This is a genomic window from Burkholderia sp. MSh2 (assembly GCF_000731655.1).
Classification (GTDB): Bacteria; Pseudomonadota; Gammaproteobacteria; order Burkholderiales; family Burkholderiaceae; genus Burkholderia; species Burkholderia paludis.
In genome coordinates, this window is record NZ_JPGM01000093.1 from 1 (window position 1) to 22267 (window position 22267).

Sequence of the window (22267 nt, forward strand, 5' to 3'; positions counted from 1 at the left end):
TGGCACCGAGCCGCAATTCGTACTTGAACGGATACAGGCTCGAACCGAGCACTGCATCCGTGATTTCAACGACGCTCTGGTTCTGAAAGATCCGGTTCTCTCGATTGAGCGTCGCCAGCCACAACCACGGGCGCACGCTCATCTCGTAGTACGCGTAGCGATCGTCTTCGCCAACAAACGACAACTCGGTAATCAAGCCGATGATTTCACGCTTGCCCGCACCCAGATTACCCAACCCCGCGCCGCCGGGCACACCGGGAACGAACGTGCCTTTTCCGTCGAATTCAATCGAGATGGTCAGTTCGGTGCCAATCAGCTTGTCCGCCTGGATCCGTTCGCGCGCCGCATAGACGGGCAGCGTCGGTATGCTCAAGGTCTTGAGTTCCAGCGTGAATTCGGAAAGCTCGCCGAGCGCTTCGTTACCCCGAAGCTTGATCGGCAGGAGCATCGCCTCTCCAGCGACCTCTGGCAACGCCATACCCTTGATCGACACGACACGGGACTGCGTGGGTAAGTACATGAATTCCTCGTCTCAGCAAGAGCCGCGCCTCGATTCACTTCATCGTGTTGACGCTTCGCGTGTCTGCACAGATTCTCCCATCTCGATTGATGAAAGACGATTTTCGCAAAAAGCTACACCAGAAGGCGCGGCAAGATCTATCAGACGAGTACGATTTTACGATATTTGATATTTCAAAAAATCCATTAACATTTGATTCCAAAAAAAATATCCACCGATAAGCAATCAATTTATTTACTTGATTAATTTACATTTCCCACACACTTTTCAGCACATCACCTCGACTTTATCGAGGCATAACATTAAGAAAATAACTTTAATAAAAAGCCGCCTCGGCCATCACGGAAAGATGAGCAACACCAGTAAAGCTGGCGAATAAAAAACGACAGGAACCGCTCTCGCTGATCGGGCATAAAGCGGCCGCACAGCGAGATGTGATGCACGCACGCATCGCGTTATGGGCTGATGAGGGCCACTCCAATATGGTGATCGTGAGGGAACCGGGGGTCTCCGTATAGACGGTCTGCCTGTGGCGCAAGCGCATTGCCCGGCAAGGTATCCAAGGCATTCGTGAAGGTAAGCGCAGTGGCCGTCCACCACGCATTACGCACGAAGCGCGACTGCAGTTGATTGAGCTGGCCTGTGAAGCACAGAACCTGAGGGGCGGTTTACGCCGCCCCTTGAAGGGATTGCGGCGCGCGCTGTGAAACGCAGCGTCGTCGAGCAGATCAACATGCAACCATGTGCAGCGTATTCCGCAAGCCGGCAACGTGCGCCCGTGCCAGATCCATAACTGGCAGCACAGTCCCGATCCAGCCTTCTGCGAGAAGGTCAACGTGATTTGCAGGCTGTACTGCAAGGCGCCACGAAACACGGCGGTGCTCAGTATCGACGAGAAGACCGGCATTAAGGTGGTTGAGCACAAGCACCCGGGACGCTCACCCGTGCAGGGATGACTGCGTCGTTGCAAACCCGCATATATCCGCCACAGCACCTAACCGTTGATTGCCCCGCTCAATGCGCATACCGGACAGGTGCTGGCAGAGTGCCGCGCCGGCATACCCAAGACGATCTGGTCACCTTCATGACGCGCGTGGCTGCTGCATTTCTGGACAAACAGGTGCGCGTAGTCTGGGGACACCTCAATACACGTCGCGCTCAGGCTGCCTGGCTGGCATTCAACGCGCGGCACGGCAAGCGGTTTAACTTCGACTTCACACCGCTGCACGCGAGACCGGTCAATCAGATCGAGCTCTGGTTCCTGTCGACGTTCAGGCTGTCCACTGCAACGGTAACATCGGCAGCCTTGTAGCCATAGACGGCATCCAAAATGAAAAAAGCCGCCGCCCCTTTCGGAACGGCAGCTTTTTTCAGTGCGCCGTGTGATGTAGAAATTTTCCCTTCACGGGCCGCGCCTCTGGCACCCGCTCGCGCCACCTCTACCGACTTCGCTACCGCCCTGCTTCGCAGGAAGCGAAACAAGGCAACGCGAATGCTCCGCTGACACGCCCTGTCGTCCATTGCTCCCGCGCCTGCAAATCCGGAACGACCGCCGCCACATGCAAACCTTCCGCGTCAAGGCAGACCGCCGAAAGCCACACGCTATTTCTGCAACTCCGGCTCATAGACGCCATCAACCCGCCGATAGGTGTAAGAAAGCGTCTTGAACCCCGGGTCATAAAGCCTCCGATACGCGTCATTGCAAGCGTCGTCCAGCTTCACCGGATAACTCGGCGGCCACGCCGCAACAGGCTGACACCTGAAATCGTCCGCGCCCGCGCCGTCCTTTTTGAACCGCAACACCATCAGGCTCTCCTGAATCTGCTGCGCCGCCTTCTCGTAGTACCGCTGGTTGTTCAATACGACGCCGACCGGAAAATAGTCCGACTTGAGGCCTTCGGCCATATCCGGCTCCGCGACCATGACGGCCGCCTTGCGCAGGAATGCCTCGGCCGCGGCAGGGTCCGACTGCATCAGGCGCTGCCCCTTGAATTTGTAGGCCACCGCCACGACCGGAAGTTGGCCGGGCGTCGGGTGTTCGCCCCACCACGCGATGATCTGGTCGAGGCTGCGTGCGAAAAGCTGCTCGACCTCGCCCGAGTCGGACTGCGTCACGTGCAACGGCAACTGGCAGTCCACCACGCATTGCGCAACGACCGGCGGATCGCCTGCCTTCCAGCGCTTCCAGGTTTCCTCGTCGCGCGCATTTTGCCGGTGATCGTCGATTGCGCCGGATACCAGGGCCACGGGCGCCAGCGCCACGATCGCCGCGCCCCACGCAAGATCGCACGACGTTGAATGACTGCCGGCAAGGAGATTGCCGCAATCGGTCGAGCACGCGCCGAGCGCGAGCGCACACGCCAGGCACGCAAGGTGCCGGATGATCGTCATGAACTTCGACATTGTTCCCCAAGGTGATCGTGAGTCATTCTTCCGGCCGCAGCCATCCTCGCCGCGGCGCGCCTCCGGAGGCGGAGAGCCGCCGCGCGAATTTAACGAATCGGTCGATCACAAGATAACTGTCGGCTTTGTCAGGGGTTCAACCGCCCCGCACCGATCAGCAAACGGCCCGGAAGAGGAAGTCACGCGGGCACCGTGCCTCTCTGCAGCGTCGCCGCCTGCGCGCCCACCCTCCCGCGCCAGTTCTCCCCGCCCTCCAGTGACGGCGTCGACTCGAACACCTCCGCGATCCAGTCGGCGAACACGCGCACCTTCTGCGACAGATGCCGGTTATGCGGATAGACGATCGAGATCGGCTTCGGTTTCGGATTGCAGTCCGGCAGCACCTCGACCAGCGAGCCGTCGAGCAGGTTCGGCAGCACCATGAACAGCGTCGGCTGGATCATCCCGAACCCTTCGAGCCCGCACGTCACGTAGGCATCCGAATCGTTGACCGTGACGCTCCCGTTCATCCGCACCTCGAACGGCTTGCCGTCGATCATGAACACCCACGGAATAGCCCGCGCGCCGTGGCTCGACCGGAAACTCACCGCATGATGCTCGGCGAGATCGGCAATCTCGTGCGGCTCGCCGTGACGCGCGAGGTAGTCGGGCGACGCGCAGGTCACGCGCTTCAGCATCCCGATGCGCCGCGCGACCATCGACGAATCCTCGAGCGGCCCGACCCGGATCATGCAGTCGATACCCTCCTCGACCGGGTCCACGTAGCGATCGGAAAGGCCCAGCTCGAGCGTGATGTCCGGATAGCGCTGCCGGAAGATCGACAGCGACGGCAACACGATGCGCCGCCCGAGCGAACTCGGCATGTGGACGCGCAGCACGCCGCTCGGCTTGCGGTTGCCGGTCTGGAAACTCGCGTCGGCCTCCGCGATCTCGGCGATGATCTTCATGCAATGCTCGTAGTACGCGGCGCCTTCCGGCGTCAGCGACAGCCGGCGCGTCGTCCGGTGCATCAGGCGCACGCCGAGCAGCGCCTCGAGATTCTGGATGATGGTCGTCACCGACGCGCGCGGCATCGCCAGCGTGTCGGCCGCGCGCGTGAAGCTGTTCGCATCGACCACGCGGGTGAAGACTTCCATTGCCTGGATTCGGTCCATGCTGCTCTCCCTTCGAATCGCCAACGGAACAGCATAGAGCGCGCGGCAGGCGCGGCACAAGCCCCCTGCGATTGTTCTCCCATCCCGAATAGTCTCGGCATGTCGCACGGGAAAACGATCCGGTTTCGTCCAGATCCACGCGGCAGGCATCCTGTTCGTTGCGGACCGCGGCCGTGTCCCGTCCGCTATCGCACGAAGCGTTCGCGATACCCCTGCGGCGACACGCCGAGCACGCGCACAAAACTGCGCCGCAGCGTCTCCTCCGAACCGAATCCGCATCGCGCGGCGATCCGCTTGACCGGCCAGGCCGTTTCGCCGAGCAGGCGCTGCGCGGCCTCGACGCGGATCTGCTCGACCGCGCGGGCGGGCGTGCGGCCGGTTCCCGCGCGATAGTGGCGCACGAAGCTGCGCTCGCTCATGCGCACCCGCTCGGCCAGCGCCGGCACCGACAGGTCGGCCGTCAGGTGCTCGGCCATCCACGCATGCAGCTCGCCGAACCGGTCGTCGGTGCGCTGCATCGACAGCATGGCGCTGAACTGCGCCTGTCCGCCCGGCCGCTTCAGGAACACGACGAGTTCGCGCGCGACGTCGAGCGCAACGTCCCGCCCGAGATCCTCCTCGACCAGCGCAAGCGCGAGATCGATGCCGGCCGTCACGCCGGCCGACGTCCACAACGCACCTTCGCGAATGAAGATCGGATCGGATTCGACGCGCACGTTCGGAAAGCGCGCGGCGAATTCGTCGCAGCGCGCCCAGTGCGTGACCGCGCGCCGCCCGTCGAGCAGGCCGGCCTCCGCGAGCAGGAACGCGCCGGTGCAGACCGACGCCACGCGCCGCGTACGCGCCGCCTGCCGGCGCACCCAGCTCACGAGCCGCGCATCCTTCGACGCCGCATGCACGCCCTTGCCGCCGGCGACGATCAGCGTATCGGGGTGGCGCGCAGCCGCGCGCAGCGACTCGGCCATCACGACGAGGCCCGACGACGTCTCGACCGGGCCCGCCTCGACCGCGATGACGCGCGGCGCATACGGCGCGGGCAGGCCGCGCTCCAGCGCGAGCTCGTTGACGGACGCAAACACCTGCAGCGGCCCCGACACGTCGAGCAGCTGCGCACGGGGGAACGCGAGGACCAGGATCGAACGCGGGGCGGCAGGCATGGCGATTGGCTGAAAACGTGGGTGATATGGCAATTTCGCCAAACACTACGCGCCTAGAATCGATCTGTCCATCCCGTGCCGGCAACGGCTCGCCTCCCTTCCAATCGGAGTCCTCGCATGACCCTGCATATCGGCCTTCTCGTGTTTCCGGGCGTCCAGCAACTCGATCTCACCGGCCCGCACGACGTGCTCTCGTCGCTGCCCGACGCAGCCGTCCATCTGGTCTGGAAATCGCGCGACGCCGTCGCGTCGAGCAGCGGCCTCGTGCTCGCGCCGACCTGCACGTTCGACGACTGTCCGCCGCTCGACGTGATCTGCGTTCCCGGCGGGATCGGGATCAACGACCTGCTGCTCGATGCCGAAGCGATCGCGTTCGTGCAGCAGCGCGCGGCCGCCGCGCGCTACGTGACGTCGGTCTGCACGGGCGCGCTGCTGCTCGGCGTGGCCGGCCTGCTGCGCGGGCGGCGCGCGACGACCCACTGGGCGTTCCACTCGCTGCTCGAACCGCTGGGCGCCGTGCCGGTGCGCGAACGCGTCGTGCGCGACGGCAACCTGATCACGGGCGGCGGCGTCACGGCCGGCATCGATTTCGCGCTGACGATCGCCGCGGAACTGGCCGGCGACGAGGCGGCACAGGCCATCCAGCTGCAGCTCGAATACGCGCCCGCGCCGCCGTTCAACGCCGGTTCGCCCGACACCGCGCCGGCCGCGGTCGTACAGCGTGTCACCGAGCGCTCGGCGGCCAGCTTCGCCAGGCGCAAGCAGACGATCGAACAGGCGCTGCGCGCGATGGCGCAGTAAAGGCGGGCACCGGTACCAGGGCCGGGAAACTGGAGAACGACGCGCATTCGCGCCGGAGAACCGATCGATGAACATCATCCGCAGCAAGACATTCACCGCAGAACGCGCGTGGGACGCGCACCTGATCGCGACCCTGAACGGCATCACGGTGCGCCTGCACTGGACCGACCAGCCGTATCGCTGGCACGTCAACGAAGACGAGGAAGTGCTCGCGGTGCTCGACGGACGCGTCGAGATGCGCTACCGCGAAGCGGGCGTCGAGCATGCGACGGTGCTCGAAACGGGCGACATCTTCCACGCCACGGCCGGCGCGGAGCACGTCGCACATCCGCTCGGCGAAGCGCGCATCCTCGTGATCGAGACCGAAGGCAGCCTCTGACGGAAGACGCCGGCGCGCGGATGAAAACGGAATCCGCGCGGCGGCGTTCAACTCGCGATCGTGCCCGTGGCCTGCGACGCGATCAGCTTCGGTTGCGGCGAGCACAGGCACTGGCACAGATCGTGTTCGAGCGCGACGACCTTGCCCATGACGGTCATCGTCCGCTCGCCGCCGTCCGACACGATCACGCCCGGCGACTTGCACGCCGCGCAGAACACGGGCGCGCCGAGATACGCGAGTTCGCGTCCGTCGAACGACGAGTTGGCGATCCCGTCGAGCACGACGCCGCCGTGGTCGGTCGTGTCGCCCTTCAGAATGAATTTGCGGCTCATGATGTCGGTTCTTCCCTCGAAAATGCCGCGCGACACGGCGGCGCGGCCGGGCGCAGGCAATCGGAATCCGCCCGTCGGTCGCGGGCGTCCCGCGAGCATATCACCGCTCACGGCCGCCACCCGCCGAGCGCCGCCCTCGTCAGAACGTGCGCCGGATGCCGCTCCACGCCTCAGACTGGCGATCGTTCGCCGATGCACCCTGCCCGTTGGTCGATTCGACCGCCGGACGCCCGGCCGAATCGATACCCGGTGCGTGCGGATGGACAGCGCTCGGGTACGGGGGTACACCTCGCCGGAAAGGAGCCGGGCCCGGTGGCGACCCGGTGGTACGTCATGCCGGCACGATCGCGCGAAGCTGCCGCGACGATAGCGGCGCGCGGCGCAGCCGCCCCGGACGGCGTGCCGCCGCTCACGCGAACAGCGCGAGACACAGCGCGGCGCCGCACAGATACGTACCGAGCGCGCCGACAAAACGCACGGGGTTCGGCCGGGCCATCGTCGGCCACGCGAGCAATCCGATCACGAGCAGGCAGCGGCACACGGTCGCCGCGACGATCAGCGCCAGGATCGCGCGCGACGGATCGTGGGCGCCGAAATAGAGAAACAGCACCGCGAGAAACGGCGCGTATTCGGCCGTGTTGCCGTGCGCGCGCACGATCTTGTACAACCCGTTCGCCGGATCGGACGCACACCCCGCCGAGATGGCGTGCCGGAAGCGCGTGACGGACACGACGAGCCCGAGCCCGAACAGCAGCAGCCCGAGGATCGCCGTACAAACAAGCGCGACGGGATGGATCGGCATGAGACTCCCGGCGAAATCGGAAAGGCGCCGCACATCCGACGATCCTACCCGCGGCCGGCGCGCGCGGCTATCGCGGAAACCCGTACCGCCGCTGCCCGCCTGCCGCAATTTCATCGTCGGGTTCCGGCCCGAATTGCCGTCCCGCCGCGCCGCACGGAACCGGTGCATCGTCCGCATGCCCGGCCGCCGGGGCTGACCGCCGCCACCCCCGCCCGCGAATGCCCCGGCGCGGCGCACGCCAGCGTCGCGGCGCGACGGCCCGGCACCACCGTCCGGCAACGCCGGTTGCCACGCATCGCGGGCACGCACGTTGCATCGGCGCATCTCGGTAGTGAACGCCCTTGGCAGCCCGCTGCGGAGGACTACACTAATCCTTAATGGGGTGCGGCCGGAGCCCGCGCCTTCAGGGAGACGCCGCCATGAATCGGCCGCTGAATCGTATCCTGCCGCGCGTGACCGGTCCCGTATCGGTCTGGACGTGGGTCAAGTGGTCTGTGCTCGCCGCACTGCTGATCGCGGTCGCGATCGTCGCTCGCCTCGTGCAGAGCGAGATCGAGACGTCCCGGCTGCAGGCGCACTACCTGTCGGAACTCACGCGCGACGTCGGCTACACGGTCGAGACGGGCCCGAGCGACCACATCCGCTTCCCCGCGAACGGCCCGTACGACCAGCGCCTCGGCTACGCGATGATTCCGGCATTCCAGGAACGGTTGCTCGCGCGCGGCTTCGTCGTCGGCAGGCAGGCGCGCGATTCGCAGCGGATGCTGTCGCTGGGCGAGCGCGGGCTGTTCCTCCCGTTCGACGAGAAGGACCAGGCCGGCCTGATGCTGTTCGACTCGACCGGCGCGCCGCTGTTCTCGACCGTGTTCCCGCAGCGGGTCTATGCCGATTTCGACGCCGTGCCGCACGTGGTCGCCGATTCGCTGCTGTTCATCGAGGATCGCTACCTGCTCGACGGGAACGAACCGAACCGCAACCCCGCGATCGACTGGGGGCGTTTCAGCCGCGCGCTCGCCGACCAGGCGCTGCACGTGGTCAACCGCCACCAGGCGCGCCCCGGCGGCAGCACGCTCGCGACGCAGATCGAGAAGTTCCGCCATTCGCCCGAGGGCCGTACCGCGACGCCGCCCGAGAAACTGCGGCAGATCGCGTCCGCGTCGGTCCGCGCGTACCTGAACGGCCCGCAGACGATGGCCGCGCGCCGCACCATCGTCGTGCGCTACCTGAACTCGGTGCCGCTCGCCGCGCGGCCGCACATCGGCGAAATCACCGGCATCGGCGACGGCCTGGCCGCCTGGTACGGCCGCAACCTCGACGACGTGAACCGCATCCTGTCCGCGCCGACGACCGGCGACAACGTCGACGAACAGGGCAGGACGTTCCGCGAAGTGCTGTCGCTGATCATCGCGCAGCGCGCACCGTCGTACTTCCTCAATCGCGGCTATCCGGCGCTGCAGCGGCTGACCGACAGCTACCTGCGGTTGCTGTCGAACGGCGGCGTGATCTCGCCCGCGCTGCGCGACGCCGCGCTCGCCGCGCAGATCGAGCGCAGCGCGCCGCCAGCCGCCGCGCACGTGCAGTCGTTCGTGTCGCGCAAGGCCGTGACGTCCGCGCGCGCATCGCTGCTGGCGGCGCTCGGCATCGGCGACCTGTACCAGCTCGACCAGCTCGACCTGCAGGCCACCAGCACGCTCGACAACGGCGTGCAGCAGGCGGTCGCCGAACGGCTCGCGCAGGCGTCGACGCGCGACGGCGCGCAGGCGGCCGGCCTGTACGGGTTCGAGATGCTCGCGCCGCAGGACGACCCGTCGCACCTCACGTACAGCTTCACGCTGTACGAGCGCCGCAACGGCGCGAACCTGCTGCGCGTGCAGACCGACAGCGTGAACGAACCGTTCGACGTCAATCGCGGCGGCCGCATCAACCTCGGCTCGACCGCGAAACTGCGCACGCTGATCACGTACCTGCAGATCGTCTCCGACCTGCATGCGCGCTATGCGAACCTGTCGAACGCGGAGCTTGCGCGCGTGAAGCCCGACCCGCTCGACGGGCTGTCGCGCTGGGCGCTCGACTACCTGTCGCACACGAACGACCGCTCGCTGCAGGCGATGCTCGACGCGGCCGTCGAACGCAAGTATTCGGCAAGCCCCGACGTGTTCTACACGGGCGGCGGCGCGCAGGTGTTCTCGAACTTCGAAAAATCGGACAACGGCCGCATCATGACGCTGCACACGGCGTTCGAGCATTCGGTCAACCTGGTGTTCGTCCGGCTGATGCGCGACATCGTCCACTACGAGACGCTGGAGGCGGCCGGCCCGTCGTCGTCGTGGCTCGGCGATCCCGAGCAGCGCCGCCGCTATCTGCAGCAGTTCGTCGACGGCGAAAGCCAGGTCTACGTGAAGCGCTATTACACGCGCTATGCGGACAAGGCGCCCGACGACGCGCTCGCGCTGATGCTGCGCGACGTGCGCAAGTCGCCGCCGAAGATCGCGACGGTGCTGCGCAGCGTCGCGCCGAACGAATCGCTCGCCTGGTTCGACGCGCAGATGCGTGCGCAGCTGAAAGGCACGCCGGCCGCGACGCTGTCCGACGACGATCTCGCCGCGCTCTACGCGAAATACGCGATCGACCGCTTCAACCTCAACGACCGCGGCTATATCGCGAGCGTGCACCCGCTCGCGCTGTGGACGCTCAACTACCTGCGCGCGCACCCGGGCGCGTCGCTTGCCGACGTCCAGCGCGACAGCCGCGACGTGCGTTTCTACACGTACTCGTGGCTGTACAAGACGCGCTATCACGCGACCCAGGACCGCCGCATCCGCCGCATGGTCGAGCTGCGCGCATACGCGGAGATCACGAAGTCGTGGCGCGCGCTCGGCTACCCGTTCGCGGAAGTCACGCCCTCCTATGCGGCCGCGATCGGCGCATCGGGCGACCAGCCCGACGCCCTCGCGAAACTGATCGGCCTGATCGCGAACGGCGGCCAGAAGGCGCCGACCGAAACGATCACGCGGCTCGATTTCGCGAAGGGCACGCCGTACGAAACGCGCTTCGTGCGTGCGGCCCCGCAACCGCAGCCGATGCTGTCGCCGGAAATCGTCAACGTGGCGCACACGCTGCTGCGCGACGTCGTGCTCGACGGCACCGCGCGCCGCCTCGCGGGCGGGTTCACGCTGCCCGACGGCAAGACGCTCGACGTGTACGGCAAGACGGGTACGGGCGACCAGCGCTTCAACGTCTATGCACGCGGCGCGCGGCTGATCGAATCGCGCAAGGTGAACCGCAGCGGCACGTTCGTGTTCGTGCTCGGCGACCGGTTCTTCGGGGTCCTGACGGCAACCGCGCACGAACCGTATGCGGCGCGCTACGACTTCACGAGCGCGATGGCCGTGCAGTTGCTGAAATCCATGGCGCCGGCGCTGGCGCCGCTGATCGAACGCCCGGCCGAGGCCCGCACGCACGCGGCAGACCCTGCGCCGCAGCCGGAGGCGGCTTCGGCGCAACCGTCCTGATCGCCGTGCATCCGTTCGCGCGGCGATGCGCCGTTCGGTGCGAGCGGCCGCCGGTGTGCATGTCGGGCAACGTATCGAAGCCGATATCCTCGATGCGACGTACGTCGCTCGCGGACATCGCCGCACCGTTCGGATCGACGTCGCCGCCACTCGGACGATTCCCGCAGCGCGCGCACACGCGATGCCCGTTCAAATACGGCGGCATCCGGGCGAAACACCGTTGGCCGGGGCCGCCCGAACGCGTACAGTAGCGCTCGCCTGCGCCGCGTGCGATATCCGGCGGCGCCCGCCCCTCCCCCGACCGAGGAAAACCGTCATGCTCGAACTGCGCCCCGGCTGCGAATGCTGCGACAAGGACCTGCCGCCCGATTCGACGGAGGCCCGCATCTGTACGTTCGAGTGCACATTCTGTGCGAGCTGCGCCGACGACGTGCTGAAAGGCCGCTGCCCGAACTGCGGAGGCGACCTGGTCGTACGGCCCCGGCGGCCGGCGAGCCTGCTCGCGAAATACCCGGCATCGAAGGAACGGATCCGCAAGCCGGGGGGCTGCGCGAACGCCTGACGGCGTTCCGCCGCGTCACGACATCTCGATCCGCGCGCGCGTCACGGCCAGCAGGGTCGCCATCGCGCGGCGCGCGCCGTCTTCGTCGCGCGCGCGGATCGCGTCGCCCACGGCCACGTGCTCGGCAAGCGACGCGTTGTAGACATCCGCGCGGCGCGCATTCAGATGCAGTTGCGCTTCGAGCGTGCGGTCGATCAGCGCGCCGAGCGGCACCAGCAGCTCGTTGCCGCCGGCCTCGAGCACGCCCAGGTGAAAGCGCAGGTCGGCGCGCACCCATTCGTCGACGTTGCGCGCGGCGGCCATCGCGCGCGCCGCGCCGTCGATCGCGCCGAGGGTTTCCGGCGTATGCGCGCGCGCGGCAAGCGCGGCCGCGTACGGCTCGACCATCTCGCGCATCTCCTGCAGCTTGAGCGCGAACGCGAGCGGCGGCGCGACACGCGCGTACCAGTCGAGCAGGTCGGCGTCGAGCAGATTCCACGCGCGGCGCGGCCGTACCCGCGTGCCGACCTTGGGCCGCGACTCGACGAGCCCCTTCGACGTGAGCGTGCGCAGCGCCTCGCGCATCACCGTGCGGCTCACGCCGTACATCTCCATCAGATCGGGTTCTCTCGGCAACAGCGATTCGGGCGGATAGTCGCCGCGCAGGATCGCCGTCGCCAGCTGGAACGCCGTCTGTCCATGCAGGTCGCGTTGAATGATCGTTCTCCGTTGAGCCGGCATGCCGGCGTGCCCACTATCTGCACAATAATGCTATTAATACTATTTTTTAACGGGCTACGCTAGGATAACCGCGAAAGCACGCGACCGAGCGCCCGCGCCGGTCAATCCTGGAGACTCGCGTCATGAAAATCACCCGCCTCGAAACCTTCGTCGTCCCGCCGCGCTGGCTGTTCCTCAAGATCGAAACCGACGAAGGCATCGTCGGCTGGGGCGAGCCGATCGTCGAAGGTCGCGCGCACACGGTCGAGGCCGCCGTGCAGGAACTGGCCGACTACCTCGTCGGCCGCGATCCGCTGCTGATCGAGGATCACTGGCAGGTGATGTACCGCGCCGGCTTCTACCGCGGCGGCCCGATCACGATGAGCGCGATCGCGGGCGTCGACCAGGCGCTGTGGGACATCAAGGGCAAGCATCACGGCGTGCCCGTGCATGCGCTGCTCGGCGGCCAGGTGCGCGATCGCATCAAGGTGTATTCGTGGATCGGCGGTGACCGGCCGAGCGACGTCGCGAACAACGCGCGCGCGGTCGTCGAGCGCGGCTTCAAGGCCGTGAAGATGAACGGCTCCGAGGAACTGCAGATCGTCGACACCTACGACAAGGTCGAGCAGGTGATCGCGAACGTCGCGGCCGTGCGCGACGCGGTGGGCCCGCACGTCGGGATCGGCGTGGACTTCCACGGCCGCGTGCACAAGCCGATGGCGAAGGTGCTCGCGAAGGAGCTCGACCCGTACAGGCTGATGTTCATCGAGGAGCCGGTGCTGTCGGAAAACGCCGAGGCGCTGCGCGACATCGTCAACCAGACCGACACGCCGATCGCGCTCGGCGAACGGCTGTACTCGCGCTGGGACTTCAAGCACATCCTCGCGGGCGGCTACGTGGACATCATCCAGCCCGACGCGTCGCACGCGGGCGGCATCACCGAGTGCCGCAAGATCGCCACGCTCGCGGAATGCTACGACGTCGCGCTCGCGCTGCACTGCCCGCTCGGGCCGATCGCGCTCGCCGCGTGCCTGCAGCTCGATGCGGTCAGCTACAACGCGTTCATCCAGGAACAGAGCCTCGGCATCCACTACAACCAGGGCAACGACCTGCTCGACTACCTGCGCAACCCCGAGGTGTTTCGCTACGAGGACGGTTTCGTCGCGATCCCGCAGGGCCCGGGGCTCGGCATCGACGTCAACGAGGAGCGGGTGCGCGAGATGGCGAAGACGGGCCACCGCTGGCGCAACCCGGTGTGGCGCCACGCGGACGGCAGCGTCGCCGAGTGGTGAGCGCGATGCGCATCGCGCGCGGCCGCGGCCCGCGCGGCATGCATCGATTCGGGAACGCCCGCGCGACAGCCTGCCGTTCCCGCCTGCGCGGCGCGCCGCCCGGTGCGTGCCGGGCGCGCGTCGGCCGCCCGGCGTCGCGGCGCGCGCATCCCGCCGTCAGCCGAGCGCCGCGAACCCCGGCACGGTGAACGACAGCACGGCGGCCGCGACGAACACGCCGATCATCATCAGCGCCTCGAGATGCAGGATGTTGCGGAACGTGTGCGCATCCTCGGTCGACGCGGTGCGGCGCAGGCGCGGCAGCGCCGAGAAGCGGTTCAGGCCGCCGAGCACGAGCGCGAGCGCGACCAGCAGCAGCTTCAGCAGCAACACGCGCCCCCACGTACTGCCGTCGAGCGGCGCAAGCGAGCCGCCGAGTCCGCGCAACGCATTGAGCACGCCGGTGCCGAGCACGAAGACGAGCGCGACGGCCGACGTGCGCGACAGGCGCTGGGCGATCCGGATCAGCGCGCCGCGCGCGACCGACGCACCCAGCACCGGCAGCACCGCGAGCCCGCCCGCGAGCACGAGGCCGCCCCACACGGCCGTCGCGAGCAGGTGCAGCGTCTGCACGCCGACCGCCGCCGACAGCGCGCCCGTATCGGCCGCATGGCCGAGCGAGGCCTTGCCGCCCGCGATCACGATTACCGCGAGCCACAGCAACGCGTGCTCGACGGGACCGTCCGGCTTCGCCAGCGCGACGAGCGCGAGCACCACGGCGCCGCCGAACGCGACGCTCCATGCGAAGCCCGTGTGCGTTTGCATCAGCATGACGGGGATCGCGGCGAACCCGCCGCCGAGCCCCGCGCCGCTCATCGCCGCGGCCTCGTAGAGCAGCCAGCCGAGATCCGCAAGCACGAGCGCCAGCGCCGCCGCGACCAGCGAATGTTGCGCGCGCAGCCACGCGGGATGCGACGGCGCGACGACCGGCCGCGCGCCGTCCTTGCCGAGCCACGCCTTGAGCAGCGCCGAGCCGACCGCCATCGCGAACGCGGCGTCCATCAGTGCCGCAAGCGCGACCTGGCCGATCCACAAGCTGTCGAACTTCATCGCGCGCACCCTCCCGGCAACGGCAGGCCGGCAGCGCGGCGGCGACGGGACGGACGGCATGAAGCGGGCAACGGCACGGTAGAAAACGTCATCGATGAATCCGGAAACGGGGGAAACGACTGGACCTGCGGCGGAGGCGGCGCCGCGCGACCCGCGAGTGTACGGTCTTCGATGGTGAAAACGCACGCCGGTTCACACGGCCGCGATACAGGGCGCGTCAAATTGTCGCAAGTCGCAAACCAGCAGGAACCGATGTCCTTTTGTCAAATAGCCGTCATTACCCATCGATGATAGAATGCCGCGTCGCAGCAGCCCGGCTGCCTTGCCGTCATGCGCCGAGCCGACCGTAGCCCGGACAGGTCCCCGTCGAATAAACATGGAGTCTCGTGTGTCTTCAAGACGCCTCTTCCGTCCGCTGCTCGCCGTTCTCATGATCGGCGGCGCGGGCCTTATGAGCGCTGCCCAAGCGCAGACCAAGCCCACGGAGCAAGCGCACGCCCAGCAGGCGCCGCTCAAGGCACCCGATACCATGGCCGAGCGCGTGCGCGGCTGTACGGCCTGCCACGGCGTCCATGGCCAAGGCACGGACAACGACTACTTCCCGCGGCTTGCCGGCAAGCCGGCCGAGTACCTGTACAACCAGCTCGTCAACTTCCGCGACGGCCGGCGCAAGTACCCGCCGATGAACTACCTGCTGACGTACCTCAGCGACGACTACCTGCGCGAGATGGCGGAGCACTTCTCGGCCGAACGCCCGCCGTACCCGACGCCGGCGAAGCCGACGCTGCCGGCCGCGACGCTCGCGCGCGGCAAGCAGCTCGTCACGCAAGGCGACCCGTCCCGCAAGCTGCCTGCCTGCGTGGCCTGCCACGGCGCGACGCTGACCGGCATGCAGCCGGCGATCCCGGGCCTGGTCGGCCTGCACGCCGATTACCTGAGCGCGCAGATCGGTGCATGGCGCTCGGGTAACCGCCACGCGAAGGCGCCCGATTGCATGCACGACGTCGCAGCGAAGCTTTCCGATGAAGACGTGACGGCCGTGACCGCATGGCTCGCCGCGCAACCGGCGCCCGCCAACCCCGTGCCGGCTCCGGCGCGTTCGATGAAGACTCCGCTCGCCTGCGGCAGCGAACCGCAATAAGGCAAGGGAGACAGACACAATGAAACGCAAGTCCCTGTTTGCACTCTCGGCCGTCGCGATCGTCGCGGCTGCCGCTCTCGTGCCGGTCCTGTGGCCGGGCAACGACACGCTGCACGGCGCTTCCGCCGTCGCGGCCACGCCGGCCGACCAGGCGGCGCTGATCAAGAAGGGCGAATATCTCGCGCGCGTCGGCGACTGTATCGCGTGCCACACCGTGCGCGGCGGCAAGTCGTTCGCGGGCGGCCTGCCGATGGCGACGCCGTTCGGCACGATGTATACGCCGAACATCACGCCGGACGACAAGGACGGCATCGGCAAGTGGACGTCGGACGACTTCTACCGCGCGATGCACACCGGCCGTTCGAAGGACGGCAGCCTGCTCTACCCGGGTTTCCCGTTCGCAAGCTACACGAAGGTCACGCGCGCCGATTCGGACGCGATCTACGCGTACCTGCGCTCGGTCGCGCCGGTGTCGGTGCCGAGCCGTCCGCATGAACTGAAGTTCCCGTTCAACAACCGCAACCTGCTGATCGGCTGGCGCACGCTGTTCTTCAAGGAAGGCGAATACAAGCCGGATCCGACCAAGTCGGTCGAATGGAACCGCGGCGCGTACCTCGTCGAAGGCCTCGGCCACTGCTCGATGTGCCACACGTCGATCAACATGATGGGCGGCCCGGTCAGCTCGGCAGCGTTCGCGGGCGGCCTGATCCCGCTGCAGAACTGGTATGCGCCGTCGCTGACGAACGACAAGGAACTCGGCCTCGGCGACTGGCACGTGCAGGAGCTGTCCGACCTGCTGCAGGCCGGCGTGTCGAACAAGGGCGCGGTGTTCGGCCCGATGGCCGACGTCGTGCACAACAGCCTGCAGTACATGAGCGACGAAGATACGCGCGCGATGTCGACGTACCTGAAGTCGATCCCGCAGAAGGCTGAAGCGCCGAAGAACATGCAGTACGAGCCGTCGAAGCAGTTCGGCAACGCGCTGTTCGACCAGGGCAAGAAGATCTACGCGGACAACTGCGCGACCTGCCACGCCGAAAGCGGCGCGGGCAAGCCGCCGTCCTATCCGCCGCTCGCGGGCAACCACTCGATCATGATGGAATCGGCGGTCAACCCGATCCGCATGGTGCTGAATGGCGGCTATCCGCCGAGCACGTTCAAGAATCCGCGTCCGTACGGGATGCCGCCGTTCGCACAGTCGCTGTCGAACCAGGAAGTGGCGGCGGTTGTCACGTATATCCGGATGTCGTGGGGTAACAACGGTACGCCGATCTCGCCGCAACAGGTGAGCGATCTGCGTTCCGCGCCGCTCGACTAAGAAGCGGCGAACACAAACGGGGCGCGGCTGCGGGAAACCGCGGCCGCGCCCTTTTGCATTTTGCGATGTCACCTCCCGCGCGGGCCGCGCGAGACGTCGCTGATCATAAAACTGAAGAGTGGTATCTATGTCTTTTGAATCTCTCGGCTTGGCCGAACCGCTGGTCAAGGCGGTCAACGAGCTCGGCTACACGTCGCCGACCCCGATCCAGCAACAGGCGATCCCGGCCGTCCTCGGCGGTGGCGACCTGCTCGCCGGCGCGCAGACGGGCACCGGCAAGACCGCCGGCTTCACGCTGCCGATCCTGCAGCGCCTGCACACGTTCTACAGCGAACATCGCGGCGCGAAGCGCGCGGTGCGCGCGCTGATCCTCACGCCGACGCGCGAGCTCGCCGCACAGGTCGAGGAAAGCGTGCGCGCGTACAGCAAATACCTGAAGCTGCGCTCGGCGGTGATGTTCGGCGGCGTCAGCATCAATCCGCAGATCGACGCGCTCAAGCGCGGCGTCGACATCGTCGTCGCCACGCCGGGCCGCCTGCTCGATCACATGCAGCAGAAGACGATCGACCTGTCGGATCTCGACATCCTCGTGCTCGACGAAGCCGACCGGATGCTCGACATGGGCTTCATCCACGACATCAAGCGCGTGCTCGCGAAGCTGCCGCCGCAGCGCCAGAACCTGCTGTTCTCGGCCACCTTCTCCGATGAAATCAAGGCGCTCGCCGACAGCCTGCTCGATTCGCCCGCGCTGATCGAGGTCGCACGCCGCAACACGACGGCCGAAAGCGTCGCGCAGAAGATCCACCCGGTCGACCGCGACCGCAAGCGCGAACTGCTCACGCATCTGATCCGCGAACACAACTGGTTCCAGGTGCTCGTGTTCACGCGCACCAAGCACGGCGCGAACCGGCTCGCCGAACAGTTGACGAAGGACGGCATCAGCGCGATGGCGATCCACGGCAACAAGAGCCAGTCGGCCCGCACGCGCGCGCTGGCGGAGTTCAAGAACAGCACGCTGCAGGTGCTCGTCGCGACCGATATCGCCGCGCGCGGGATCGACATCGACCAGTTGCCGCACGTCGTCAACTTCGACCTGCCGAACGTGCCGGAAGACTACGTGCACCGGATCGGCCGCACGGGCCGCGCGGGCGCGACCGGCGAAGCCGTGTCGCTCGTGTGCGTCGACGAGAAGCAGCTGCTGCGCGACATCGAGCGGCTGATCAAGCGCGAGATCCCGCAGGAAGTGATCGCGGGCTTCGAACCCGATCCGAACGTGAAGCCGGAGCCGATCCAGCAGCGTCGCGGCCAGCAGCCGCGCAGCGGCGGTGGTGGTGGTGGTGGCGGCAATCGCCAGCCGCGCGCGGGCGGGTCAGGCCAACCGGCTGCGAAGCGCGACGGCAACGCGCAACCGAAGGCTGCGCAACCGAAGGCTGCGCAGCAGAAAGCCGCGAAGCCACGCACGCAAGGCGGCGCCGGCGGCAACGGCGGACGCCCGGCAGGCGGCGGCAACGCTGCGCGCCCGGCGAACGGCAACGCCGCGCACCCGAACCGCAACCGTTCGTCGCGCAGCGGCCAGCGCGGTCACTGAAGCCGCGCGGCCGCGCGCCGCAGGTGCTCGACCTGGCACTGCCAGCGTGCGAGCACCGCGGCGCGGTCCCCTTCCAGCGTGAACGTGACGCCGGTCGCGAGACGCGCATAGCCGACCCGCTGCGCATCGCCGTGCGCGATCGTCGCGGCGAATCCGGCCAGCCCGCCGAAATCGCCTTCGAGCGGCGCCATCTTCAGTTGCGCCTGCAGGAACGCGCCGTCCGCGACGAGCGTCAACGCGGCCGTACGCCGTTGCGCGATCGCGCGCGCCGCGCGCGACTGCGGCCATAGCGCCAGCAGCAGCGTGCGCGCGTCGTGCGCATAGATCTCGCCGACGCCGAGCAGCGTCGTGCGCAACTGCCCGTCGTCGGTCGCGACGATCAGCGATGCGGCGAAGTCGGCATGACGCTCGAGCGCGGTGCCGTCGAAGCGCGACACGACGGCCGGCGGCCACGCGTCGAACGTCCATTGTTCGAGTGCGTGGCGATGGGTATCGGTCATGATGGCGTGGCCCGGGTGAAAAGCGGACGAAGCCGCCGCGGCATGCGCGCGGCCGGCCGCGCCGCGGCGATCAGCGCAGGAACACGTGCCGCGTGATCTTCGTGAGCGGATAGTGCAAGCCCGGCTGGATCTTCGCGGGCAGATCGAGCGGCTTGAGCAGCATCTTCACGCACATGTCGGCCGACAGGTTGCGGCGCACGAGCGAATTGATGCGCGCGGCGCGCTCGCGGTTGTACTGGCTGTCGCCGATGCGATCCGGATAGCGGACGGCGAACACGTGGCGCAACGCGATCTCCGAGTCCTCGTTCTTGATTTCCATCACCCGGCGCATCAGCGCGCCGAGCACCGCGAGCCGGCCGTTGCCTTCGAGCTGGTTGTACTTCTTGAAGAACTTGAAGAAGTGCTTGTAATGACGCACTTCGTCCGAGCGGATGTTGTCGGTGATTTCCTTCAGCACGGGCTCGTCGGAGCATTCGTTGATCGCGCGATAGAGCGTGGCCGTGCCCGTCTCGACCACGCAGCGTGCGACCATCTCGAGCGCGCGGGTCTTTTCGAACGCCTCGACCGAGCAGGTCTTCGAATACTCGGCGAAGAAATTCGCGAAGGCGGTATCCCAGTCGAACTCGGGCCACACGTGCGCGATGTACGCCTTCAGCGCGCGGCCATGCTGCAATTCTTCGTGCTCCCATGCATTGTTGAGCCATGCGGAGACTTCCGGATCGTCGTTGAAGAACTGGCTCAGATTGCTCGTGTAGAGATCCGAGCCGCTTTCGATGAACGACGACGCGCACAACAGCAGCAACAGATCCTCGTTCGCGGCGGCACGCTGACGATCGATCCGGTTCAGGTCGATGTCCTCGATTCGCCACGGCATGACATGCGTGGTTTTCGTGTCCATGGTGGTGCGCTCCCAGTCGTCGCGCGGGGGCCGGCCCATGCCTTCGGCACAGGCGCGAGCCGTCCCGCAGGCGGCGTTCTGCTTCGTTTATATAGTGAATCGGTCCGGCCGAACCATCCCGGCATCTTAGCCGGACTTTGCGGTTCGTGCTCCAGAGCACTGACCATACCCGACAGGCGCAGTTCCACGGCGTCTGTTGCCGTTCGTTAGATGAGTCCTTCGAACCGCTTTCGCCGGCTCCGCGATTTCGGCCGCGCCAAACGAAACGGGCGGCCACCCGGCCGCCCGTGAAACGCACGCAATAGCAAACCGCGCGACCGGCCGCGGCGCGCCGTCAGAAACCGGCCGCCAGACCGTCGCGCCGGCTGTCGCTCGCGGCCACGTAGCCGCGCTCGCGATCGTCCCGGTCGAGACGCCAGATGAACTGCCCCGAACCGAAATCCATGTAAGGATCGTCGATCGACTTGATCGCATGGCCGCGTGCGGCAAGCGCGTCGACGGTCGCGCGATTCATCGTCGCCTCGACGTCGAGTGTGAAGTCGCGGTTGACCTTCCAGCGCGGCGCATCGCAGGCGGCCTGCGGTTGCTGCCCATGGCCGAGCATCCGCACGATGGTCTGCAGGTGGCCTTGCGGCTGCATGTCGCCGCCCATCACGCCGAAGCTCATCACGGCCTCGGTGCGGCCGTCGACCTCCTCGGTGACGAACGCCGGGATGATCGTGTGGAACGGCCGCTTGCCGCCCGCGACGACGTTCGGCGACGCCGGGTCCATCGAGAAGCCGTGGCCGCGGTTCTGCAGCGCGATGCCGGTGCCGGGCACGACGAGCCCCGAGCCGAAGCCCATGTAGTTCGACTGGATGAAACTCACCATCATCCCGCGCTCGTCGGCCGCCGTCAGGTAGACCGTGCCGCCCGAATGCGGCCGGCCGGGGCCGAAGTGCGTCGCGCGCGCGGGATCGATCTGCTTCGCGCGTTCGGCGAGATAGCCGTCGTCGAGCATCGCCGCGGGCGTGACGTCCATCGCGCGCGGATCGGCCACGTAACGGTAGACGTCGGCGAACGCGAGCTTCATCGCCTCGATCTGCAGGTGCTGCGATTCGACCGAATCGAGCGGCCAGTCGGTCACGCCCGCGTGCTCGGCGATTCCGAGCGCGATCAGCGCGGCGATGCCCTGCCCGCTCGGCGGCATCTCGTGCACCGTGTGACGGCCGAAGCGCCTGCCGATCGGCTCGACCCATTCCGGCCGGTAGGCGTGAAGGTCCGCCGCGGTCATCGCGCCGCCGCCGTCGCGCGCGAACGCGACGATGCGCTCGGCGAGCGCGCCCTCGTAGAACGCGCGGGCGCCGTCCTTCGCGAGCGCGCGCAGCGTCTGCGCATGACCGGGCAGGCACACGCGTTCGCCGACTTGCGGCGCACGGCCGCGCGGCATGAAGGTCTCCGCGAAACCCGGCAGCCCCTGCAGCTCGGGCACGGCGGCGGCCCATTTGTGCGCGACGATCGGCGGCACCGCATAGCCGCGCTCCGCGATCTCGATCGCCGGCTCGAGCAGGTCGGCGAACGGCAAGGATCCGAACTTCGCATGCAGCGCCTCCCAGCCCGCGATCACGCCCGGCACGGTGACGGTGTCCCAGCCGCGCTTCGGCTTGTTCGCGATGCCGTGCGCATCCGTGCCGTGGCGCTTGCGGAAATAGTCGGGATTCCATGCGGCCGGCGCGCCGCCCGACGCGTCCAGCCCGGACAGACGCTCGCCGTCCCACACGAGCGCGAACGCGTCGCCGCCCAGCCCGCACGACACGGGTTCGACGACCGTGATCGCGGCGGCTGCCGCCAGCGCCGCATCGACCGCGTTGCCGCCCTTCCACAGCATCCGCAGCCCGGCCTGCGCGGCGAGCGGGTGCGACGTCGACACGACATTGCGCGCGAACACCGGAATGCGGATCGTCGGATACGGGTTGTGCCAGTTGAAGCCAGTCATCGGTTCCACCTCGTCGAAAGCTGAATGAACGCGCCGGACGCGCGCCCGCATGCGCGGACAATCCGCCATTGCAGCGCGATCGACAAGATCGCACAAGTTCATTTATTAAATGAATCCATGCGGTTTTCGCATGAATACCGGGCGG

The 22267-nt window shown here is 67.3% G+C and carries 21 protein-coding genes; 9 read left to right on the plus strand and 12 right to left on the minus strand.

Annotated features, from left to right (window positions below):
* The coding region (locus GQ57_RS35315; RefSeq protein WP_200880679.1) for a contractile injection system protein, VgrG/Pvc8 family at positions 1-520 on the minus strand (520 nt) is incomplete at its 3' end.
* A gap of 566 nt (positions 521-1086) precedes the next feature.
* Between GQ57_RS35315 and GQ57_RS44505 the strand changes: the two genes are divergently transcribed.
* Positions 1087-1227, plus strand: a complete 141-nt coding sequence (locus GQ57_RS44505; RefSeq protein WP_367649394.1) for a hypothetical protein — start codon at positions 1087-1089, stop codon at positions 1225-1227.
* A gap of 535 nt (positions 1228-1762) precedes the next feature.
* On the opposite strand, the gene GQ57_RS42595 is transcribed toward GQ57_RS44505, so the two are convergent.
* The 4 genes from GQ57_RS42595 to GQ57_RS35330 all read right to left on the minus strand — a co-directional run bounded on the left by GQ57_RS42595 (position 1763) and on the right by GQ57_RS35330 (position 5234).
* Positions 1763-2041 carry a hypothetical protein gene (locus GQ57_RS42595; protein WP_152601965.1) on the minus strand — a complete coding sequence of 93 codons (279 nt, stop codon included), beginning with the start codon at positions 2039-2041 and terminating at the stop codon, positions 1763-1765.
* Between the two features lie 81 nt (positions 2042-2122).
* Positions 2123-2923, minus strand: a complete 801-nt coding sequence (locus GQ57_RS35320) for a hypothetical protein (protein WP_034200325.1) — start codon at positions 2921-2923, stop codon at positions 2123-2125.
* 179 nt (positions 2924-3102) lie between these two features.
* The gene (locus GQ57_RS35325) at positions 3103-4077 is read right to left on the minus strand and encodes a LysR family transcriptional regulator (protein WP_031403294.1); all 975 of its coding nucleotides are present in this window, start codon (positions 4075-4077) and stop codon (positions 3103-3105) included.
* A gap of 185 nt (positions 4078-4262) precedes the next feature.
* On the minus strand, positions 4263-5234 hold the full coding sequence (locus GQ57_RS35330) for a GlxA family transcriptional regulator (RefSeq protein WP_031403293.1): 972 nt from the start codon (positions 5232-5234) through the stop codon (positions 4263-4265).
* A 117-nt stretch (positions 5235-5351) separates the two neighbouring features.
* Here GQ57_RS35330 and GQ57_RS35335 point away from each other — a divergent pair, with 117 nt between their 5' ends.
* Positions 5352-6035 carry a DJ-1/PfpI family protein gene (locus tag GQ57_RS35335; RefSeq protein WP_034200326.1) on the plus strand — a complete coding sequence of 228 codons (684 nt, stop codon included), beginning with the start codon at positions 5352-5354 and terminating at the stop codon, positions 6033-6035.
* A gap of 67 nt (positions 6036-6102) precedes the next feature.
* The gene (locus GQ57_RS35340) at positions 6103-6414 is read left to right on the plus strand and encodes a cupin domain-containing protein (protein WP_034200327.1); all 312 of its coding nucleotides are present in this window, start codon (positions 6103-6105) and stop codon (positions 6412-6414) included.
* Between the two features lie 47 nt (positions 6415-6461).
* Here the strand turns inward: GQ57_RS35340 and GQ57_RS35345 are convergent, their stop codons facing one another.
* Both GQ57_RS35345 and GQ57_RS35350 read right to left on the minus strand, forming a co-directional pair.
* Complete coding sequence (locus tag GQ57_RS35345) at positions 6462-6746, minus strand: PAAR domain-containing protein (protein WP_031403290.1); 285 nt, start codon at positions 6744-6746, stop codon at positions 6462-6464.
* A gap of 409 nt (positions 6747-7155) precedes the next feature.
* Positions 7156-7548, minus strand: a complete 393-nt coding sequence (locus tag GQ57_RS35350) for an MAPEG family protein (RefSeq protein WP_034200328.1) — start codon at positions 7546-7548, stop codon at positions 7156-7158.
* A 419-nt stretch (positions 7549-7967) separates the two neighbouring features.
* Between GQ57_RS35350 and GQ57_RS35355 the strand changes: the two genes are divergently transcribed.
* Both GQ57_RS35355 and GQ57_RS35365 read left to right on the plus strand, forming a co-directional pair.
* On the plus strand, positions 7968-11060 hold the full coding sequence (locus GQ57_RS35355) for a transglycosylase domain-containing protein (RefSeq protein WP_031403288.1): 3093 nt from the start codon (positions 7968-7970) through the stop codon (positions 11058-11060).
* 316 nt (positions 11061-11376) lie between these two features.
* Positions 11377-11622: a DUF1272 domain-containing protein gene (locus GQ57_RS35365; protein ID WP_031403287.1), complete on the plus strand. Its 246-nt coding sequence runs from the start codon at positions 11377-11379 to the stop codon at positions 11620-11622.
* Positions 11623-11637: 15 nt separating this feature from the next.
* Here the strand turns inward: GQ57_RS35365 and GQ57_RS35370 are convergent, their stop codons facing one another.
* Positions 11638-12342 carry a FadR/GntR family transcriptional regulator gene (locus tag GQ57_RS35370; protein ID WP_034200330.1) on the minus strand — a complete coding sequence of 235 codons (705 nt, stop codon included), beginning with the start codon at positions 12340-12342 and terminating at the stop codon, positions 11638-11640.
* A gap of 122 nt (positions 12343-12464) precedes the next feature.
* Between GQ57_RS35370 and dgoD the strand changes: the two genes are divergently transcribed.
* Positions 12465-13613, plus strand: a complete 1149-nt coding sequence (gene dgoD / locus GQ57_RS35375; protein ID WP_034200331.1) for a galactonate dehydratase — start codon at positions 12465-12467, stop codon at positions 13611-13613.
* Between the two features lie 156 nt (positions 13614-13769).
* On the opposite strand, the gene GQ57_RS35380 is transcribed toward dgoD, so the two are convergent.
* The gene (locus GQ57_RS35380; RefSeq protein ID WP_034200337.1) at positions 13770-14702 is read right to left on the minus strand and encodes a CopD family protein; all 933 of its coding nucleotides are present in this window, start codon (positions 14700-14702) and stop codon (positions 13770-13772) included.
* A gap of 376 nt (positions 14703-15078) precedes the next feature.
* Here GQ57_RS35380 and GQ57_RS35385 point away from each other — a divergent pair, with 376 nt between their 5' ends.
* The 3 genes from GQ57_RS35385 (at position 15079) to GQ57_RS35395 (ending at position 18749) form a co-directional block, all read left to right on the plus strand.
* Entirely contained in the window at positions 15079-15843 is a 765-nt protein-coding gene (locus GQ57_RS35385) for a c-type cytochrome (RefSeq protein ID WP_031403283.1), read from the plus strand.
* 19 nt (positions 15844-15862) lie between these two features.
* The gene (locus GQ57_RS35390; protein WP_031403282.1) at positions 15863-17161 is read left to right on the plus strand and encodes a c-type cytochrome; all 1299 of its coding nucleotides are present in this window, start codon (positions 15863-15865) and stop codon (positions 17159-17161) included.
* Between the two features lie 127 nt (positions 17162-17288).
* The gene (locus tag GQ57_RS35395; protein WP_034200332.1) at positions 17289-18749 is read left to right on the plus strand and encodes a DEAD/DEAH box helicase; all 1461 of its coding nucleotides are present in this window, start codon (positions 17289-17291) and stop codon (positions 18747-18749) included.
* Here the strand turns inward: GQ57_RS35395 and GQ57_RS35400 are convergent.
* The 3 genes from GQ57_RS35400 to GQ57_RS35410 form a co-directional block, all read right to left on the minus strand.
* Complete coding sequence (locus GQ57_RS35400) at positions 18743-19249, minus strand: hypothetical protein (protein WP_034200333.1); 507 nt, start codon at positions 19247-19249, stop codon at positions 18743-18745. The two genes, GQ57_RS35395 and GQ57_RS35400, sit on opposite strands and share 7 nt — an antisense overlap.
* A gap of 70 nt (positions 19250-19319) precedes the next feature.
* Positions 19320-20147 carry a ferritin-like domain-containing protein gene (locus GQ57_RS35405; protein WP_031403279.1) on the minus strand — a complete coding sequence of 276 codons (828 nt, stop codon included), beginning with the start codon at positions 20145-20147 and terminating at the stop codon, positions 19320-19322.
* Between the two features lie 334 nt (positions 20148-20481).
* Positions 20482-22122: a gamma-glutamyltransferase family protein gene (locus GQ57_RS35410; protein WP_034200334.1), complete on the minus strand. Its 1641-nt coding sequence runs from the start codon at positions 22120-22122 to the stop codon at positions 20482-20484.
* Between the last annotated feature and the right edge of the window lie 145 nt (positions 22123-22267).

Excerpts from the sequence above, each read along its gene's own strand:
- GQ57_RS42595 (WP_152601965.1), bottom strand. The coding sequence starts at position 2,041 with ATGGACGACAGGGCGTGTCAGCGGAGCATTCGCGTTGCCTTGTTTCGC.
- dgoD (WP_034200331.1), top strand. The coding sequence starts at position 12,465 with ATGAAAATCACCCGCCTCGAAACCTTCGTCGTCCCGCCGCGCTGGCTG.
- GQ57_RS35330 (WP_031403293.1), bottom strand. The coding sequence starts at position 5,234 with ATGCCTGCCGCCCCGCGTTCGATCCTGGTCCTCGCGTTCCCCCGTGCG.
- GQ57_RS35410 (WP_034200334.1), bottom strand. The coding sequence starts at position 22,122 with ATGACTGGCTTCAACTGGCACAACCCGTATCCGACGATCCGCATTCCG.
- GQ57_RS35320 (WP_034200325.1), bottom strand. The coding sequence starts at position 2,923 with ATGTCGAAGTTCATGACGATCATCCGGCACCTTGCGTGCCTGGCGTGT.
- GQ57_RS35405 (WP_031403279.1), bottom strand. The coding sequence starts at position 20,147 with ATGGACACGAAAACCACGCATGTCATGCCGTGGCGAATCGAGGACATC.
- GQ57_RS35385 (WP_031403283.1), top strand. The coding sequence starts at position 15,079 with ATGGAGTCTCGTGTGTCTTCAAGACGCCTCTTCCGTCCGCTGCTCGCC.
- GQ57_RS35390 (WP_031403282.1), top strand. The coding sequence starts at position 15,863 with ATGAAACGCAAGTCCCTGTTTGCACTCTCGGCCGTCGCGATCGTCGCG.
- GQ57_RS35400 (WP_034200333.1), bottom strand. The coding sequence starts at position 19,249 with ATGACCGATACCCATCGCCACGCACTCGAACAATGGACGTTCGACGCG.
- GQ57_RS35325 (WP_031403294.1), bottom strand. The coding sequence starts at position 4,077 with ATGGACCGAATCCAGGCAATGGAAGTCTTCACCCGCGTGGTCGATGCG.
- GQ57_RS35340 (WP_034200327.1), top strand. The coding sequence starts at position 6,103 with ATGAACATCATCCGCAGCAAGACATTCACCGCAGAACGCGCGTGGGAC.
- GQ57_RS35355 (WP_031403288.1), top strand. The coding sequence starts at position 7,968 with ATGAATCGGCCGCTGAATCGTATCCTGCCGCGCGTGACCGGTCCCGTA.
- GQ57_RS35365 (WP_031403287.1), top strand. The coding sequence starts at position 11,377 with ATGCTCGAACTGCGCCCCGGCTGCGAATGCTGCGACAAGGACCTGCCG.
- GQ57_RS35335 (WP_034200326.1), top strand. The coding sequence starts at position 5,352 with ATGACCCTGCATATCGGCCTTCTCGTGTTTCCGGGCGTCCAGCAACTC.
- GQ57_RS35345 (WP_031403290.1), bottom strand. The coding sequence starts at position 6,746 with ATGAGCCGCAAATTCATTCTGAAGGGCGACACGACCGACCACGGCGGC.
- GQ57_RS35350 (WP_034200328.1), bottom strand. The coding sequence starts at position 7,548 with ATGCCGATCCATCCCGTCGCGCTTGTTTGTACGGCGATCCTCGGGCTG.
- GQ57_RS35370 (WP_034200330.1), bottom strand. The coding sequence starts at position 12,342 with ATGCCGGCTCAACGGAGAACGATCATTCAACGCGACCTGCATGGACAG.
- GQ57_RS35380 (WP_034200337.1), bottom strand. The coding sequence starts at position 14,702 with ATGAAGTTCGACAGCTTGTGGATCGGCCAGGTCGCGCTTGCGGCACTG.
- GQ57_RS35395 (WP_034200332.1), top strand. The coding sequence starts at position 17,289 with ATGTCTTTTGAATCTCTCGGCTTGGCCGAACCGCTGGTCAAGGCGGTC.